Origin of the sequence: Brevundimonas sp. C43 (genome assembly GCF_030732185.1) — a bacterium.
GTDB lineage: Bacteria > Pseudomonadota > Alphaproteobacteria > Caulobacterales > Caulobacteraceae > Brevundimonas > Brevundimonas diminuta_C.
In genome coordinates this window covers 2,624,886-2,639,421 of the sequence record NZ_CP132231.1, presented here as the reverse complement: position 1 = coordinate 2,639,421, position 14,536 = coordinate 2,624,886, and the positions used below count along the sequence as shown (strand labels likewise).

Below are 14,536 nucleotides of genomic sequence, written 5' to 3'. Positions count from 1 at the left end.
ATAGGCCCCATCCCACCCCGCGTCAGTCAGGGATTGCGGACTACTCCGGGCGAACGCGCTTCTTGCGGAACGACGGGTTCAGCACCTGCTTGCGCAGGCGGATGGACTTGGGCGTCACCTCGACCAGCTCGTCGTCGTCGATATAGGCGATGGCCTGTTCCAGCGACATCTGGCGCGGCGGGGTCAGGCGAACGGCCTCGTCCTTGCCGGCGGCGCGGACGTTGGTCAGCTGCTTGCCCTTGATCGGGTTGACGTCCAGGTCGTCCCAGCGCGCGTTCTCGCCGATGATCATGCCCTGATAGGTCTTTTCGCCCGCGCCGACGAACATGACGCCGCGATCTTCCAGGTTCCACAGGGCGAAGGCGGCGGTTTCACCGTCGGAGTTCGAGATCAGAACGCCCTTCAGACGACCGGCGATTGCGCCCTTGTGCGGCTCATAGTGGCTGAACACGCGGTTCAGCACGCCCGAACCGCGTGTATCGGTCAGGAACTCGCCCTGATAGCCGATCAGCGAGCGCGACGGGGCTTTCAGCTGGATGCGGGTCTTGCCGGCGCCCGACGGTCCCATGTCGGTCATTTCGGCCTTACGGGCCGACAGCTTCTCGATGACGATGCCCGAGAACTCGTCGTCGACGTCGATCATGACGTCTTCGATCGGCTCCAGCTTCTCGCCGTTCTCGCCTTCCTTGAACACGACGCGCGGACGCGAGATCGAGACCTCGAAGCCTTCGCGGCGCATGTTCTCGATCAGAACGCCCAGCTGCAGTTCGCCACGGCCGGCGACTTCATAGGCGTCGCCGCCTTCGGTCGTGGTGACGCGGATGGCGACATTGGCCTCGGCTTCCTTCAGCAGGCGATCGCGGATGACGCGCGACTGGACCTTGTCCCCTTCGCGACCGGCCAGCGGGCTGTCATTGACCGAGACGGTCATGGAGATGGTCGGCGGGTCGATCGGCTGGGCGTCCAGCGGCTCGGTCACTTCCATGGCGCACAGGGTGTCGGCCACGGTCGCCTTGGACATGCCCGCGATGGCGACGATGTCGCCCGCTTCCGAACCCTCGTCCAAGGCCTGACGCTTCAGGCCGCGGAAGGCCAGCACCTTGGTGATGCGGCCGCGTTCGATTTCCTTGCCTTCACGGTCCAGGGCGTGGATCGCCATGCCGGGAACGGCCTTGCCGCTCTCGATACGGCCGGTCAGCAGGCGGCCCAGGAACGGATCGCTTTCGATCAGCACGTCCAGCATGCGGAACGGCTTGTCCTTGTTGGCCTGAACGGCGGGCGGCGGGACGTGATCGACGATTAGGTCGAACAGCGGGGCCAGATTGTCGTTGGGCTGGTTCAGGTCCAGCGTCGCCCAGCCGTTGCGGCCCGAGGCGTAGATGTGCGGGAAGTCCAGCTGCTCGTCCGTCGCGCCGATGGCGGCGAACAGGTCGAAGGTTTCGTTGTGGACGCGGTCCGGATCGGCGTGGGCGCGGTCGACCTTGTTGATGCACAGGATCGGGCGCAGGCCCATCTTCAGCGCCTTGGTCAGCACGAACTTGGTCTGGGGCATGACGCCCTCTTCGGCGTCGACCAGGATGACGCAGCCGTCCACCATGCCCAGGATGCGCTCGACCTCGCCGCCGAAGTCGGCGTGGCCGGGGGTGTCGATGATGTTGATGCGGGTTTCGCCCGCCTTGCCGTTCCAGAGCACCGAGGTGCACTTGGCCAGGATGGTGATGCCGCGCTCTTTTTCCTGGTCGTTGGAGTCCATGGCGCGCTCGGTCGTCGCCTCATTGGCTCGGAACACGCCGGATTGGGCGAGCAGTTGGTCAACCAGGGTCGTTTTGCCGTGGTCAACGTGGGCGATGATGGCGACGTTGCGCAGGTTCATTTGAGTATCGCGAAAAGGCGCGGCCGGCATACGGGCGGCCGCTGGTCATGAAAAGGCATGCGGGAGGCGCGCGCCTCTTACAGGCATGTGGACAGAAAGACCAGAGCGGGCGTTCGTCGCGGCGATCGCCGCCTTACCGATATTTCATCCCCGATCCCGCATCCGACGCCGCCGACGGACGCCTCCTTCCCACGACGGGCCTGACGCAGGCCCATTCCGAAGGGGAGATGATTATGGGTTTGATGATCGCAGCCGCGCTTGCCGCCGCCCTGGCCGCGGGCGAGGCGCCAGGCATGCATGTGAACGCCGAGGGGCTGAACATGGCCCGACCGGGCGAGGCGATGATCCTGGCCGGCCGCATTCGCGCCGCCAGCCATGACTGGTGCGCCGTCCATCGCGCGGTTCTGACGCCTGACAGTCTTGGCGACGCCAGCGTCTGCGAGCGTGAAATGAGACGCCGGGCCTATGTCGCCCTGCCCCGTCCTCAGCGCATCCATTTCGTGCGCGCGGGCGGACAGACCGCGCTCAATCGGCGCTAGAGCCGCCGAAGCATATAGCGGGCATCGGCGCCGTAGCTGGCCAGCTTGGCCGCCATGGCTTCGGCGGGTTGCTCGACGAAACCGTGTCGTGACCAGAAGCCGACGGCGTCATTGACCGCGACCAGGGCGATGGCGGGCCAGCCGTCTTCCGTCGCCTGTTTGGCCAAACGCTCGACGACGGCGCCAGTCACGCCCCCGCCCCGCGCCTCGGGGTGCAGGGCCAGATCGTGCAGATAGATCAGGTCCGGCTGGGCCGGCAGACCCTCGATCACCGTGTTCAGCGGCGGCGCGCTCTCGGTCTTCCATGGATAGGCGATGAGATAGCCCCGCGCGGCGCCCTCGCCCTCCGCCAGCACGAAACAGCCGCGCGGATAAAGCGCCAGCCGGTTCTGGAAACAGGCGCGATCCTCGAAATGATCGGGAAACGACAGCCGCGCCACCTCCACCACCGCATCGATGTCCGTCGGCCGCATGGACCGCCATTGCAGGGTCATCAGTTCACCTTTGCCGGATCGACGGGCGCAGCCGGCAGGGCGGAAACCGGAACGCCGTCGTCCTTCAGCTTCTTGACCTCGGCGGGCGTGGCCTCGCCATAGATTTCGCGCTTCTCGGACCGGCCCTCGTGAATGTCGCGCGCCTCGCGGGCGAAGGCGTCGCCGACATAGTCGAAGTTGGCCTCGACATGGGCGCGAACCTCGCGGGCGGCGGCCATCATCATCGTCTGCATCTTGGCGGCGACGTCAGAGGCGGGATCAGCCTTGCGGGCGCCGTTGACGGCCGGGGCCATGATCGCCTTTTCGACCGCGTGCGAACCGCAGAACGGGCATTCCACCAGCCCCCGCGCCGCCTGATCGTCATAGTCGGTCGAAGAGCCGAACCAGGCTTCGAAAGCGTGGGCCTGGTCGCATTTCAGGGCGTAGCGGATCATGGGGCGTCAAACAGCGGGCAGGAAATCGCGATCGTGGGTCAGGCTGGGCACGGCGGCGCGCGCCCTGGCCACGGCCTCCATGTCCAGTTTCGCACGCACGATGCAAGGCTCGTCGTGATCCGCCTTGGCGATGATCTCGCCCCAGGGTCCGACGACGGTGGATCGCCCCCAGGTGCGACGGCCGTCCTCGTGCCGTCCGCCCTGCGCCGGGGCCAGGATGAAGGCGCCCGTCTCGATGGCGCGGGCGCGCAACAGGGTTTCCCAATGCGCCTCCCCGGTCGGGGCGGTGAAGGCGGCCGGCACGGCGATCATCGACGCCCCGGCCTTGGCCAGTTGGCGATGCAGATGGGGAAAGCGGATGTCGTAGCAGATGGTCAGGCCCAGCCGACCCCAGGGCGTATCCGCCACCGCCGCCCCGTCGCCGGGCCGCACCGTCGCGCTCTCGCGATAGGTCTCGCCATTGGGCAGATTCACGTCGAAGACGTGCAGCTTGTCGTATCGGGCCACGATCCCGCCCGACGCATCGATCAGCAGAGACCGATTGGCGGCGCGGCCGTCTCCCGCCTGGCCCGACCGGACGATGGCCGAACCGATCAGCAGCCAGACGCCCAGTTCCGCCGCCAGACGACGCAGACCCAGCACGGCGGCGTCCTCGTCCTCGGTCGTGATCGCCGCATCACGCCGGTCGCGGCGTTGCTCCAGGACATTGGTCCCCTCGGGCGTCAGGACGAACTTCGCCCCGCCCGACGCCGCCTCGCAGATCAGGGGCTCGACATGGGCCAGCGCCGCTCGCGCCGTCGCCGGCGTGCGCGTCTGGATCAGGGCGATGTCGAGCCCGCTGCTCATGGATCAGGCGGCCAGAAGTCCGTCCAGCTTGCCGTCGCGATCCAGCGCGTGGATATCGTCGGAACCGCCGACGTGCTGGCCGTCGATGAAGATCTGCGGGAAGGTCATGCGGCCGCCCGACTTCTCGACCATCTCGGCCTTCTTGTCGGGATCGTTGGAGGCGACGATCTCCGTATAGTCCACGCCCTTCTTCTTCAGCAGCGACATCGCGCTGAAGCAGTAGGGGCAGCCAGGCTTGGTGTAGATGACGACGTCGGCCAAATTCAGATCTCCAGAAATGAGGGCGCCCTAAAGCAGCGAACCGCCGCGCGGCGAGCGCTAGGGCCTACATAATAAGTTCACGGGCGTTTCGCACCCGCGCGATGACGGCGAGATCCACGGCGCGCGCTCCGGCGTCGATCAGGGCGCGCGCGCAGGCCTCTCCGGTCGCGCCCGTGGTCAACACATCGTCGATCAGAAGGATGCGTCGTCCCCGGATCCGACGCCGGCCGGCCTCGGTCACAGCGAAGGCCTTCTTGACGTTCAGCCGCCGCCCGCGCTGGCTCTTGCCGCCCTGGCTGGTCGTGTGGGTCGTGCGGACCAGGGCGTCGGGCAAATAGTCGCGGCCGGCGTGCCGGGCCAGCGGCCGGGCGATTTCGGCCGCCTGATTGAACCGTCGCGACAACAGGCGAAACCGATGCAGCGGCACGGGCAGGACCACGTCCGCGTCTTCGACCAGATCGGCGGCGGCCCGCCCGATCCATCGCGCGAACAGGGGCGCGAACTGCTGCTGATCCCCGTGCTTGAACCTCAGGATTAGGCCACGCGACGCCTCGTCATACAGGCAGGCCGCCCGCGCCCTCGCGAAGGCGTAGGGCTTGGCGATACAGGCGGCGCAGCGATCCTCGGCGAAGGCGCCGCCGTCGAAGTCGAAGGCCGCTCCGCAGCCGTCGCAGACCGGCGCCTCCAGAAATCTGATCCGGCTCCAGGCGTCGGGCGTCAGGCCGGCCGCGGCCGTCGCCTCACGGCTGTCGTGCGCCATCGGCGGCAGGATCAGGTCGGCCAGTCCCCGCCCCGCGCCGCGCAAGTGACGCCCCGCCCCTTCCCAGGCGCGTCGCCAGCCCCCATCCTGTGCGTCCATGACCGCGCCCCAATCCCCTTCCGACGGCCCCCCGCGCATCTTCGACGCCGTTCGACGTCAGGCGCGGCTCGTGCGGTCCGCCGCCCGGTTCCCCCAGGCCGACTTCCTGCATGCCCGCGCCGCCGCCAACGCCGCCGAGAGCCTTGAAGCCATACTGCGCGATTTTCCCGTTGCGGTCGATCTGTCCGCCCATCCAGGCGTGTTCGATGCGGCGGTTCGGTCAAGCGACGCCGCTGGACGGGTCGGCCCCGTCCAGACGCCCGTCTCTCTGGCCCAACGCGCAGCGCCGGGGGGGGACGCTTTGCCGCTGGCCGATGCCTCGACCGATCTGATCATTTCCCTTTTGACCCTTCACTGGGCCAACGATCTGCCCGGCGCCCTGGCCCAGATCCGGCGCGCGTTGAAACCGGACGGCCTGTTCATCGGCACGCTGTTCGGTGCGGGCACGCTGAAAGAACTTCGCGCCGTCCTGACCGAGGTCGAATTGGAAGAGCGCGGCGGCGCCCAGGCGCGGGTTTCGCCTTTCGCCGACGGCTATGACGGGGCGGCCCTCTTACAGCGCGCCGGGTTCGCCCTGCCGGTGTCGGACGTGGACCGCTTCACCGTCCGCTACGCCGACCTGTTCGCCCTGATCCGCGACCTGCGCGCCATGGGCGAGACCAATGTGCTGTACGGGCCCGTTCGACCCTTAAGCCGCCGCATCGTGGCGCGCGCCGCCGCCCTCTATGCCGAGCGATACGGTCTCGACGACGGCCGCATCCCGGCGACCTTCGAGATAATTCACCTGGCCGGCTGGAAGCCCCACGACAGCCAGCAGAAGCCCCTGCCGCGTGGCTCGGCCAAGACGCGGCTGGCCGATGCCCTGGGCGTCAAGGAAATGACCGGCGAAGAGCCGGACTAGCTGATCGCGGCCTGTATGGCGGCGCTCAGCTTGTTCACCGTGGCGGCCAGGCCGCCGTTCTGGCTGTTCGCCAAGGCGCTGATCGAAGTCACGATCGCCAGGAAGATCAGGGCGCAGAGCAGGCCGTATTCGATGGCTGTGGCCCCGCTCTCATTGCGCAGGAACCGGCCGATAAGACGTCGCATGGCCGGCCTCCCTGGTCGGCGGTGGTCAGAGCAGGTCGCGCAACCAGGCGACCAGAGGTTCGTCCGCCGGCGGCATGGGATAGTCCGAAAGCTTGCTCGGCTTGACCCAGGCCAGGCCGTCGTGTTCACGCGCGGTGACCACGCCGTCCCACCGTCGGCACAGATACAATGGCATCAACAGGTGAAACGAATCGTAAGCGTGACTGGCGAAAACGAACGGCGACAGACAGTTTTCGCTGACGTCGATGCCCAGCTCTTCCTTCAGCTCGCGGATCAGGGCCTGTTCCGGCCGCTCTCCGGGCTCCACCTTGCCACCCGGAAACTCCCACAGGCCGGCCAGTTTCTTGCCCTCGGGACGTTTGGCGATCAGCACCCGCCCATCCACATCGATCAGGGCGACGGCGACGACCAAGACAGTGGGAAGCGCCGTGTCGGTCACGAGCGATAATCGCCGTTGATCTCGATGTAGCCCTTGGTCAGATCGCAGGTCCACACGGTCGCCGACGCCCGGCCCGAACCTACATCGACGGTGATGTCGATCTCGGGGTTCTTCATATAGGCGGTCATCTTGGCCTCGTCGTAGGTCGGGGACGGGGCGCCGTCGACGGCGGCCTGGTGCGGGCCGAACTTGATGGCCAGGCGGTCGCGGTCGACCGGCTCCTCGGTCTTGCCCACCGCCATGACGACCCGGCCCCAGTTGGCGTCCTGACCGGCGATGGCGGTCTTGACTAAGGGGCTGTCGGCGATGGACTTGGCCAGCTTGCGGGCCGAGGCGGGCGAGGCGGCGCCGTCCACCGTCACCTTGACGAACTTGGTCGCGCCCTCGCCGTCGCGTACCAGCTGGTGCGCCAGGTCCAGCATCACCTTGTCCAGGGCGGCCGAGAAGCTCTTCAGCCGGCGATCCCCGACCCGCCCGATGCGCGGCGCGCCGGACGTCCCGGTGGCGAACAGCAGCGCCGTGTCGTTGGTCGAGGTGTCGCCATCCACTGTCACGCTGTTGAAGGTGGTGCGGACATGCAGGCCCAGCAGCGCCTGCAGCACGTTCGGATGGATGTCCGCATCGGTGACGATGAAGGCCAGCATGGTCGCCATGTCCGGCGCGATCATCCCCGATCCCTTGGCGATGCCGGCGATCCGGACCTTGTAGCCTTCGATCTCGGCCTCGGCGTAGGAGCCCTTGGGGAAGGTGTCGGTGGTCATGATGCCGCGACCCGCCCGGGCCCAGGCGTCCGCCTCCAGCCCATTCTCGATCTCGGGCAGTTTGGTGACGATCTTCTTGTCGTCCAGCACCACCCCGATCACCCCGGTCGAGGCCAGCATGACGTCGCGCTGGCGACAGCCGAACCGTTTGGCGACCTCCGAGGCCGTGCGCCGCGCGGCGTCGGCGCCGGCCTTGCCGGTGAAGGCGTTGGCGCAGCCGGCGTTGATCACCAGGGCGCGCACATCCTTGCCGCCCTCGGCTCCGGCCAGATGCTTCTTGCACCAATCGACGGGCGCCGAGCCGATCTTGTGGCGGGTGAAGACCCCGGCGCAGCTGGTCCCGCGCGCGAACCGGAACACCACAAGGTCGTCACGCTCGTGCTTGTAGAAGCCGGCGCGCGCGGTCGCGATCTCGACCCCCCCGATCGGCGGAATGGTCGGGAACGGCACGGCCAGTGGCGAGATGGCCAGACCCGGCTTGCCGGCGGCGGCGGGCGCAGGCGCGGCGGCCGTGGCCCCATCCGATCCCGGCGTGCGGGTGGCGCGCTTCAGCGCCGTGGCGAACGGGTCCAGCGCCTTTTCGAACGCATGCTCGATCTTCTGGCCGGTCGTGGAGGGAGGCTTGGTCATGTCAGGCGCCCGGAGGAGCGGAAGGAGCAGGCGATGCGGGCGGCGTCTGCGCGGGCAGGCGCACATCGACCTTGGCCTTGCCGCGCAGTTGTTCCAGCAGTTGCCGAACGCCCTCATAGGTCAGATAGCGCAGGATCTGCGGCCGGGCCTGCTCCAGCGTCGGCGGGTTTTCCTTGCGCCGGTCCTCGACCCTCAGAACAGCCCAGCCGCCCTCGGTCTGGAACGGCCCGACGGTCGAACCGGCCGGCTTGTCGCGCAGGGCGTCGGCATAGGCTTGGGGCATCACGTCCAGCGTCGAATAGCCCAGGTCGCCGCCGGAAAACCGCGTCGCTTCGTCAATCGATCGCTCCGCCGCCACTGCCTCGAAGCCGGCGCCCTGACCCAGAATGCCGATCACGGCGTCCGCCTCGGGCTTGGTGCGCGACAGGATCAGCCGCACGCGGATTTCTTCCGAGGTCTTCGCCAGCCGCAACTGCTCATTATACAGGGTCTGCACCGCCTGGTCCGAGACGGCCTTGTTGACCACGCTCTCGACCAGCATGTCGCCCAGTATGCGTTCGCGCGTCGCTTCCAGACGCCGCTGCGCCAGAGGCGAGGAATCCAGTCGACGCCGCTGCGCCTCTCCGGCCAGCAGCTTTTGATCGATCACCTCGTCCAGCACCCGGCGGAAGAGATCCGACGTCGTATCCAGCGTCTCGTCCTCGCCGATCAGGCCTTGCGCCACCGCCTCGCGCTTCACGTCCGAGGCCCAGATGGTCTCGTCCTGCACAGTGGCCACGGCCTGGTCGCCCTGTTCGGGCGGCCGGTTGTCGCCGCCGCGCGAACAGGCGGCGGTCGAAAGCGTCGCCGTCAGCAAGGCCGCCGTCAGGATGCGTGAAGATCGCCGGAATGGGGTCAAGGGGGCGCTCCGTCGAAGGCGGCCGAAAACCCCTCGCGTTGACAGGGGTTAGGCCGGTGCTTAAGTCCCGCCTGCGCCCAAGTCGAGGGGTTTTGATCGTCTGCGCGGCCCTTCGCGCGCGCCTGATGCGGCGCTCCGGGGCTGCGGTCGGTCAGGGCCTCTCTCACGGCGTCCGTATCGCCGCCCCTCACGGGATTTCAGAGCCGCTCAGCTCGCAGACGCTCGACCGCTTACCGGATCCAATATGCTCGGCTTCGCCAAGAAACTTTTCGGCTCTTCCAACGACCGCAAGGTCAAGGCCTTCCAGGACCACGCCCAGCGCATCAATGCGCTGGAGCCCAAGTTCGCCGCCCTGTCCGACGACGAACTGCGGATGATGACCGACGCCTTCCGCGATCGGCTGGCGAACGGCGAAACCCTGGACAAGATCCTGCCCGAAGCCTTCGCCGTCGTGCGCGAAGCCTCCAAGCGCGTGCTGGGCCAGCGTCAGTACGACGTTCAGCTGGCCGGCGGCATGATCCTGCACGAAGGCGGCATCGCCGAGATGCGGACCGGCGAAGGCAAGACCCTGGTCGCCGTGGCGCCGGTCTATCTGAACGCCCTGCCGGGCAAGGGCGTGCACGTCATCACCGTCAACGACTACCTGGCCCGCCGCGACGCCGAGACGATGGGCAAGGTCTATCGCTTCCTGGGTCTTGAGGTCGGCGTCATCGTCAACGGCCTCAGCCAGGGCCAGCGCCAGCAGGCCTATAACGCCGACGTCACCTACGGCACCAACAACGAATTCGGCTTCGACTATCTGCGCGACAACCTGGTCTATGACCGGCGCGAGATGGTGCAGCGTCCGCACAACTTCGCCATCGTCGACGAGGTCGACTCCATCCTGATCGACGAGGCGCGCACGCCTCTGATCATCTCGGGCCCGACCGAGGACCGTTCGGATCTCTACAAGATCCTCGACGGCCTGATCAAAGACCTGATCAAGGACAAGGACACCTTCGAGCTCGACGAGAAGCAGAAGCAGGTCCTGCTGACCGAGCTGGGCTCCGAGCGGATGGAAGAGGCCCTGGAGGCCGGCGGTCACTTCGCCGCCGACACCACCGGCCTGTACGACGCCGCCAACATCAGCCTGGTTCACCACGCCAACCAGGCCCTGCGGGCCAACACCCTGTATCAGCGTGACAAGGACTATATCATCAAGGGCGGCGAGATCGTCCTGATCGACGAGTTCACCGGCCGCATGATGACCGGACGCCGCCTGTCCGAAGGCCTGCACCAGGCTATCGAGGCCAAGGAAGACGTCAAGATCCAGCCCGAGAACCAGACCCTGGCCTCGGTGACGATCCAGAACTACTTCCGCCTGTACGAAAAGCTGTCGGGCATGACCGGCACGGCCGCGACCGAAGCCCAGGAATTCGGCGACATCTACAAAATGGACGTGCTGGAAGTGCCGACCAACCGGCCGATCCAGCGCAAGGACTACGACGACGAGGTCTATCGGACCCACGCCGAGAAGAACCAGGCCATCGCGCGCCAGATCGCCGAATGCCACCTCGCCGGTCAGCCGATCCTGGTCGGCACCGTATCGATCGAGCGTTCGGAACAGCTGTCGGACCTGCTGAGCCGCTTCGAATACAAGGTCGAGACCTCGCGCACGCTGAAGCCGGAATATGCGGGCAAGGCCAAGGAAGCCGAAAAGATCGGTGACGCCGCCTATGACATCACCTACGAGACCAAGCTGCGCGGCATTCCGCACAGCGTCCTGAACGCGCGCCAGCATGAACAGGAAGCCTACATCGTCGCCGACGCCGGCCTGCCGGGCGTGGTGACCATCGCCACCAACATGGCGGGCCGCGGCACCGACATTCAGCTCGGGGGCAACCTCGAGATGAAGATGCAGAAGTGGCTGCTGGAACAACGCAACATGGCCGTCGAGGTCACACCGGAAATGGAAGCGGCCAAGGAGGCCGAGTTCAAGGCCGAGATCGCTGTCCAGAAAGAAAAGGCTCTGGCCGCCGGCGGCCTGTTCGTTCTGGGCACCGAGCGCCACGAGAGCCGCCGCATCGACAACCAGCTGCGCGGGCGCACCGGCCGTCAGGGTGACCCCGGCACCTCGAAATTCTACCTGTCCTGCGAGGACGACCTGCTGCGCATCTTCGCCGGCGACCGCCTCGACTCGATCATGAAGACCTTCGGCGTGGCGGAGGGCGAGGCCATCACCCACCCCTGGCTGAACCGCGCCATCGAGACCGCCCAGAAGCGCGTCGAGACCCGCAACTACGACATCCGCAAGAACCTGCTGAAATACGACGACGTCGTGAACGACCAGCGCAAGGCCGTGTTTGAACAGCGCCAGGAGTTCATGGACTCCGAGGACCTGTCCGAACTGGTCGGCGACTTCCGCCGCGACGTGGTGTCCGACCTGGTCGAACGCTACATGCCGCCCAAGGCCTATGCCGAACAGTGGGACATCGACGGCCTGGACGAAAAGGTCCGCTCGACCCTGGGTCTGGAGCTGCCGCTGCACGACTGGGCCGCCGAGGAAGGCGTGTCGAACGAGGAGATCGAGGAGCGGCTGCTGGCCGCCGCCGACGCCCGCGCCGCCGAACGCCTGGAACAGATCGGCGCCGACCAGACGCGTGGTCTGGAAAAGCAGTTCATGCTGCAGATGATCGACATGCAGTGGCGCGAGCACCTGGTCCACCTGGACCACCTGCGCGGCGTCATCGGCCTGCGCGGCTACGGCCAGCGTGACCCGCTGAACGAATACAAGACCGAAGCCTTCTCCCTGTTCGAGAACCTGCTCTACGACCTGCGCCACAATGTGACCCGCTGGCTGATGACGGTGGAGTTCCGCTTCCAGGCGCCGCCCGAACTGCCTGAGTTCCAGGAAATCCACCTGAACCCCGGCACCGGCGAGAACGAGATGGCCAATCCGTCGGCCCAGAACCCCGAAGGCACGCTGATCGGCGACGACCGCTCCAAACTGCCCGTCGAGGCTCTGCCGCCCGGCTGGGAAATGACCGGCCGCAACTCCCCCTGCCCCTGCGGCTCGGGCCGCAAGTTCAAACACTGCCACGGGGCTCTCGTTTAAGAGGCGAGCCACCGCGCGGAGCTCTCGCTCGCCGCGCTTCGGCTCGCTGCTTGAGCGCTGAGTGAGATGTCCTAAAGAAGGGGGATGACCTACAAGTCCCTCTTCTCCCGCGCCCTGTCGGCGGCGCCCGGTCGGCTGCATTTCGCCGCGCACAGCCATCACTTGTGGCCCGACGCCAGTTTCGAGGCGCAGCAGCAGACCTGGCTCGACGCCAATCTGCATGCCGACCACAAGTGGGACCTCGTCTTCGGTCAGGTGATCCCCGAGGCCCAGGCCCATGTCGCGGCCGAGCTGGGACTGCCCTCGCCCGACAGCATCGTCTTTTCGTCCAACACCCACGACTTCCTGCTGCGCCTATTTTCGGGCGTGGAGACCAGGCCGGTTCGCATTCTGGCGACCGACGGCGAGTTCCACTCCTTCCGTCGCCAGGCGGAACGGTGGGAAGAGATCGGGGCGGCGGTGGTCACGCGCGTTCCGCTGGCGCCCTTCGACACCTTCGCCGATCGCTTCGTCGCCGAGGCGTCCAGGGGCGGTTACGACTGGATCGTGGTCAGCTACGTCTTCTTCCGCACCGGGGGCCTGTTCGACCGGATCGAGGAGCTCGCCGCCCTGGCGAGACCCGAAGGGCCCTGGGTGCTGATCGACGGCTATCACGGTTTTATGGCGACCCCGACCGACCTGTCGGCGGTGGCCGACCGGGTCTTCTATGTCTCCGGCGGCTACAAATACGCCATGTCTGGCGAGGGCGTCTGCTTCCTGCACGCCCCGCCCGGCTTCTGCCCGCGTCCTGTCGTCACCGGCTGGTTCGCGGAGTTTGGCGACCTGTCGGGTCCGCCCGGCGGCGTCCAATATCGCAGCGACGGTGGTCGCTTCTGGGGCGCCACCTTCGACTGCACGCCGCTGTATCGCTTCAACGCCGTGCGCCGAATGCTGGATCAGCAGGGGCTCGACACCGCCGCCATCGCCGCCCATGGCCGCGATCTGGCGACCAGGTTCCAGCAGGCCGTCCAGGGTGGACAGGCCGGGGTGTTGTCGCAGGCCGAAATCCTCAATCCGGTCGAGGGCGACGCGCCTCGCGCCCGTTTCCTCGCCTTACGTCATCCCGACGCCCAGGCCTGGTGCGCCGTTCTGCGGGCGGCGAACATCGTCACCGACGTGCGCGACGACGTCATCCGTTTCGGCTTCGGCCTGTACCAGGACGCCGAGGACGTCGACCGCCTGATCGCGGCCTGCCGATCTCTCTGATCAGTAGAAGGTCGTGTCGTCCTGCTTGCTGGGCGCCGGGGCCGTGCGCGGCGACGGCGCCGGTCGGTTCGTTGCGGGCGGGGTCGCCGGGCGGGCTTCAGGCGAGGGCGGCGTCGGCGTGGTCCCTCCCGCCGGCGCATTGACCGGAGGGATCGCCGGCAGGTCCGGATAGGGCATGGCCGAAGGGCGGGCGTCCTGCGCCGGCGCCGCTTCATCGGGCGCGATCGGTCCTGCGTCGGGCTGGCCCAACCGGTCGGGAGCGCCGACATCGTCGCGGATGAAGGCCCAGGCCTGCCGGTCCGAGCAGCCGCAGGCCTTCAGGAAGCCCTGCTTGTCGCGCCACAGGATCAGCGGATAGCTGATGTCGACGCCGGACTCCTTGAGTAGCTGGCTCAGCCGCTCGTTGAAACGACGGCCGGCCTCGACCACGGCGGTGCGCGCCAGATTGCCGTCCGCCTGCGGCACACCGGCGGCGGTCCAGCTATTGGCCGGCGTCGCCATCCAGCGTTGATAAAGCGGCCAGTCGCGGGTCAGCCACAGTTCCGCGACTGTGGCCCGCTCCGCCGCCGTCGATTGCGCCGCGCCCTCCAGATCGGGGCGAGCGAACAGGATGTAGCGCGTCTCGATCCCCGCCGCCTTCAGCTTGGGCGCCTCGTCGCGCGCGTAACGCAGGGCCGAGGCGCTGTCGCGATAGGTGACGATATACAGGGCCTGTCCCCCGCTGCCGTCCGACACCCAGGACGCCTCGTCCAGCAGTTGCTGCACCTCGGCCTGATTGCGGCTGATCGTGACCGGCTGGAACCGCGAGTAGAAGTTCCAATAGGCCCAGTATCCGGCGCCGGCGAGCAGCAGGCCGACCACGGCCGCCACGATCGAACCCATCAAAAAGCGACGCATGTAATCGGGTGCTCCAGCTTCACCGTTGACCCTCCCTAACGCATAGCATCGAAATCCGTTGTCGCCCGCGTTCGCCGACGTCTTCATCAGAGCCCAGAGGCGCCAACCAGAGGCGCCAAAATGTCGCGAAAGATTCCGCCCGATGCGCTCTTGAACGGCGCAGGCGGCTTCCCATTTCCG

At 67.2% G+C, this 14,536-nt stretch carries 15 protein-coding genes; 4 read left to right on the top strand and 11 right to left on the bottom strand.

Annotated features, from left to right (window positions below; all coding sequences use genetic code 11):
• Nucleotides 1–40 precede the first annotated feature (40 nt).
• Entirely contained in the window at nt 41–1,873 is a 1,833-nt protein-coding gene (gene typA / locus Q9R14_RS13250; protein ID WP_306002695.1) for a translational GTPase TypA, read from the bottom strand.
• A gap of 233 nt (nt 1,874–2,106) precedes the next feature.
• Between typA and Q9R14_RS13245 the strand changes: the two genes are divergently transcribed.
• The gene (locus Q9R14_RS13245; protein WP_306002694.1) at nt 2,107–2,412 is read left to right on the top strand and encodes a UrcA family protein; all 306 of its coding nucleotides are present in this window, start codon (nt 2,107–2,109) and stop codon (nt 2,410–2,412) included.
• Here Q9R14_RS13245 and Q9R14_RS13240 read toward each other — a convergent pair.
• The 5 genes from Q9R14_RS13240 to Q9R14_RS13220 all read right to left on the bottom strand — a co-directional run bounded on the left by Q9R14_RS13240 (nt 2,409) and on the right by Q9R14_RS13220 (nt 5,306).
• On the bottom strand, nt 2,409–2,906 hold the full coding sequence (locus tag Q9R14_RS13240; protein ID WP_306002693.1) for a GNAT family N-acetyltransferase: 498 nt from the start codon (nt 2,904–2,906) through the stop codon (nt 2,409–2,411). The genes Q9R14_RS13245 and Q9R14_RS13240 overlap by 4 nt on opposite strands.
• Nucleotides 2,906–3,340 (bottom strand): DUF1178 family protein, encoded by a 435-nt coding sequence (locus Q9R14_RS13235; RefSeq protein ID WP_306002692.1) that lies wholly within the window; start codon nt 3,338–3,340, stop codon nt 2,906–2,908. The genes Q9R14_RS13240 and Q9R14_RS13235 overlap by 1 nt, the downstream gene beginning before the upstream one ends.
• 6 nt (nt 3,341–3,346) lie before the next feature.
• Nucleotides 3,347–4,186: a carbon-nitrogen hydrolase family protein gene (locus Q9R14_RS13230; RefSeq protein WP_306002691.1), complete on the bottom strand. Its 840-nt coding sequence runs from the start codon at nt 4,184–4,186 to the stop codon at nt 3,347–3,349.
• Between the two features lie 3 nt (nt 4,187–4,189).
• Nucleotides 4,190–4,447 (bottom strand): glutaredoxin 3, encoded by a 258-nt coding sequence (gene grxC, locus Q9R14_RS13225; RefSeq protein WP_055755096.1) that lies wholly within the window; start codon nt 4,445–4,447, stop codon nt 4,190–4,192.
• A gap of 64 nt (nt 4,448–4,511) precedes the next feature.
• Nucleotides 4,512–5,306, bottom strand: a complete 795-nt coding sequence (locus Q9R14_RS13220; protein ID WP_306002690.1) for a ComF family protein — start codon at nt 5,304–5,306, stop codon at nt 4,512–4,514.
• Between Q9R14_RS13220 and Q9R14_RS13215 the strand changes: the two genes are divergently transcribed.
• Complete coding sequence (locus Q9R14_RS13215; protein WP_306002689.1) at nt 5,305–6,207, top strand: methyltransferase domain-containing protein; 903 nt, start codon at nt 5,305–5,307, stop codon at nt 6,205–6,207. The genes Q9R14_RS13220 and Q9R14_RS13215 overlap by 2 nt on opposite strands.
• Here Q9R14_RS13215 and Q9R14_RS13210 read toward each other — a convergent pair.
• The 4 genes from Q9R14_RS13210 to Q9R14_RS13195 are packed head-to-tail and all read right to left on the bottom strand — an operon-like array spanning nt 6,204 to nt 9,120.
• The gene (locus Q9R14_RS13210; RefSeq protein ID WP_039246696.1) at nt 6,204–6,392 is read right to left on the bottom strand and encodes a Flp family type IVb pilin; all 189 of its coding nucleotides are present in this window, start codon (nt 6,390–6,392) and stop codon (nt 6,204–6,206) included. The two genes, Q9R14_RS13215 and Q9R14_RS13210, sit on opposite strands and share 4 nt — an antisense overlap.
• A 25-nt stretch (nt 6,393–6,417) precedes the next feature.
• On the bottom strand, nt 6,418–6,831 hold the full coding sequence (locus Q9R14_RS13205; RefSeq protein ID WP_045810978.1) for a (deoxy)nucleoside triphosphate pyrophosphohydrolase: 414 nt from the start codon (nt 6,829–6,831) through the stop codon (nt 6,418–6,420).
• Nucleotides 6,828–8,222: a bifunctional glutamate N-acetyltransferase/amino-acid acetyltransferase ArgJ gene (argJ, locus tag Q9R14_RS13200; protein WP_306002688.1), complete on the bottom strand. Its 1,395-nt coding sequence runs from the start codon at nt 8,220–8,222 to the stop codon at nt 6,828–6,830. Before argJ ends, Q9R14_RS13205 begins: the two co-directional genes overlap by 4 nt.
• 1 nt (nt 8,223) lies before the next feature.
• On the bottom strand, nt 8,224–9,120 hold the full coding sequence (locus tag Q9R14_RS13195) for a peptidylprolyl isomerase (RefSeq protein WP_371929725.1): 897 nt from the start codon (nt 9,118–9,120) through the stop codon (nt 8,224–8,226).
• A 244-nt stretch (nt 9,121–9,364) separates the two neighbouring features.
• Between Q9R14_RS13195 and secA the strand changes: the two genes are divergently transcribed.
• Nucleotides 9,365–12,214 (top strand): preprotein translocase subunit SecA, encoded by a 2,850-nt coding sequence (gene secA / locus Q9R14_RS13190; protein WP_306002687.1) that lies wholly within the window; start codon nt 9,365–9,367, stop codon nt 12,212–12,214.
• An 84-nt stretch (nt 12,215–12,298) separates the two neighbouring features.
• Nucleotides 12,299–13,459, top strand: a complete 1,161-nt coding sequence (locus Q9R14_RS13185; RefSeq protein ID WP_306002686.1) for an aminotransferase class V-fold PLP-dependent enzyme — start codon at nt 12,299–12,301, stop codon at nt 13,457–13,459.
• Here the strand turns inward: Q9R14_RS13185 and Q9R14_RS13180 are convergent, their stop codons facing one another.
• The gene (locus Q9R14_RS13180) at nt 13,460–14,356 is read right to left on the bottom strand and encodes a hypothetical protein (RefSeq protein WP_306002685.1); all 897 of its coding nucleotides are present in this window, start codon (nt 14,354–14,356) and stop codon (nt 13,460–13,462) included.
• Between the last annotated feature and the right edge of the window lie 180 nt (nt 14,357–14,536).

What these genes read in the sequence shown, in the direction of transcription:
- typA (WP_306002695.1), bottom strand. Translation starts at nt 1,873, where the DNA reads ATGAACCTGCGCAACGTCGCCATCATCGCCCACGTTGACCACGGCAAA.
- Q9R14_RS13245 (WP_306002694.1), top strand. Translation starts at nt 2,107, where the DNA reads ATGGGTTTGATGATCGCAGCCGCGCTTGCCGCCGCCCTGGCCGCGGGC.
- Q9R14_RS13240 (WP_306002693.1), bottom strand. Translation starts at nt 2,906, where the DNA reads ATGACCCTGCAATGGCGGTCCATGCGGCCGACGGACATCGATGCGGTG.
- Q9R14_RS13235 (WP_306002692.1), bottom strand. Translation starts at nt 3,340, where the DNA reads ATGATCCGCTACGCCCTGAAATGCGACCAGGCCCACGCTTTCGAAGCC.
- Q9R14_RS13230 (WP_306002691.1), bottom strand. Translation starts at nt 4,186, where the DNA reads ATGAGCAGCGGGCTCGACATCGCCCTGATCCAGACGCGCACGCCGGCG.
- Q9R14_RS13215 (WP_306002689.1), top strand. Translation starts at nt 5,305, where the DNA reads ATGACCGCGCCCCAATCCCCTTCCGACGGCCCCCCGCGCATCTTCGAC.
- Q9R14_RS13220 (WP_306002690.1), bottom strand. Translation starts at nt 5,306, where the DNA reads ATGGACGCACAGGATGGGGGCTGGCGACGCGCCTGGGAAGGGGCGGGG.
- Q9R14_RS13210 (WP_039246696.1), bottom strand. Translation starts at nt 6,392, where the DNA reads ATGCGACGTCTTATCGGCCGGTTCCTGCGCAATGAGAGCGGGGCCACA.
- argJ (WP_306002688.1), bottom strand. Translation starts at nt 8,222, where the DNA reads ATGACCAAGCCTCCCTCCACGACCGGCCAGAAGATCGAGCATGCGTTC.
- secA (WP_306002687.1), top strand. Translation starts at nt 9,365, where the DNA reads ATGCTCGGCTTCGCCAAGAAACTTTTCGGCTCTTCCAACGACCGCAAG.
- Q9R14_RS13185 (WP_306002686.1), top strand. Translation starts at nt 12,299, where the DNA reads ATGACCTACAAGTCCCTCTTCTCCCGCGCCCTGTCGGCGGCGCCCGGT.
- Q9R14_RS13180 (WP_306002685.1), bottom strand. Translation starts at nt 14,356, where the DNA reads ATGCGTCGCTTTTTGATGGGTTCGATCGTGGCGGCCGTGGTCGGCCTG.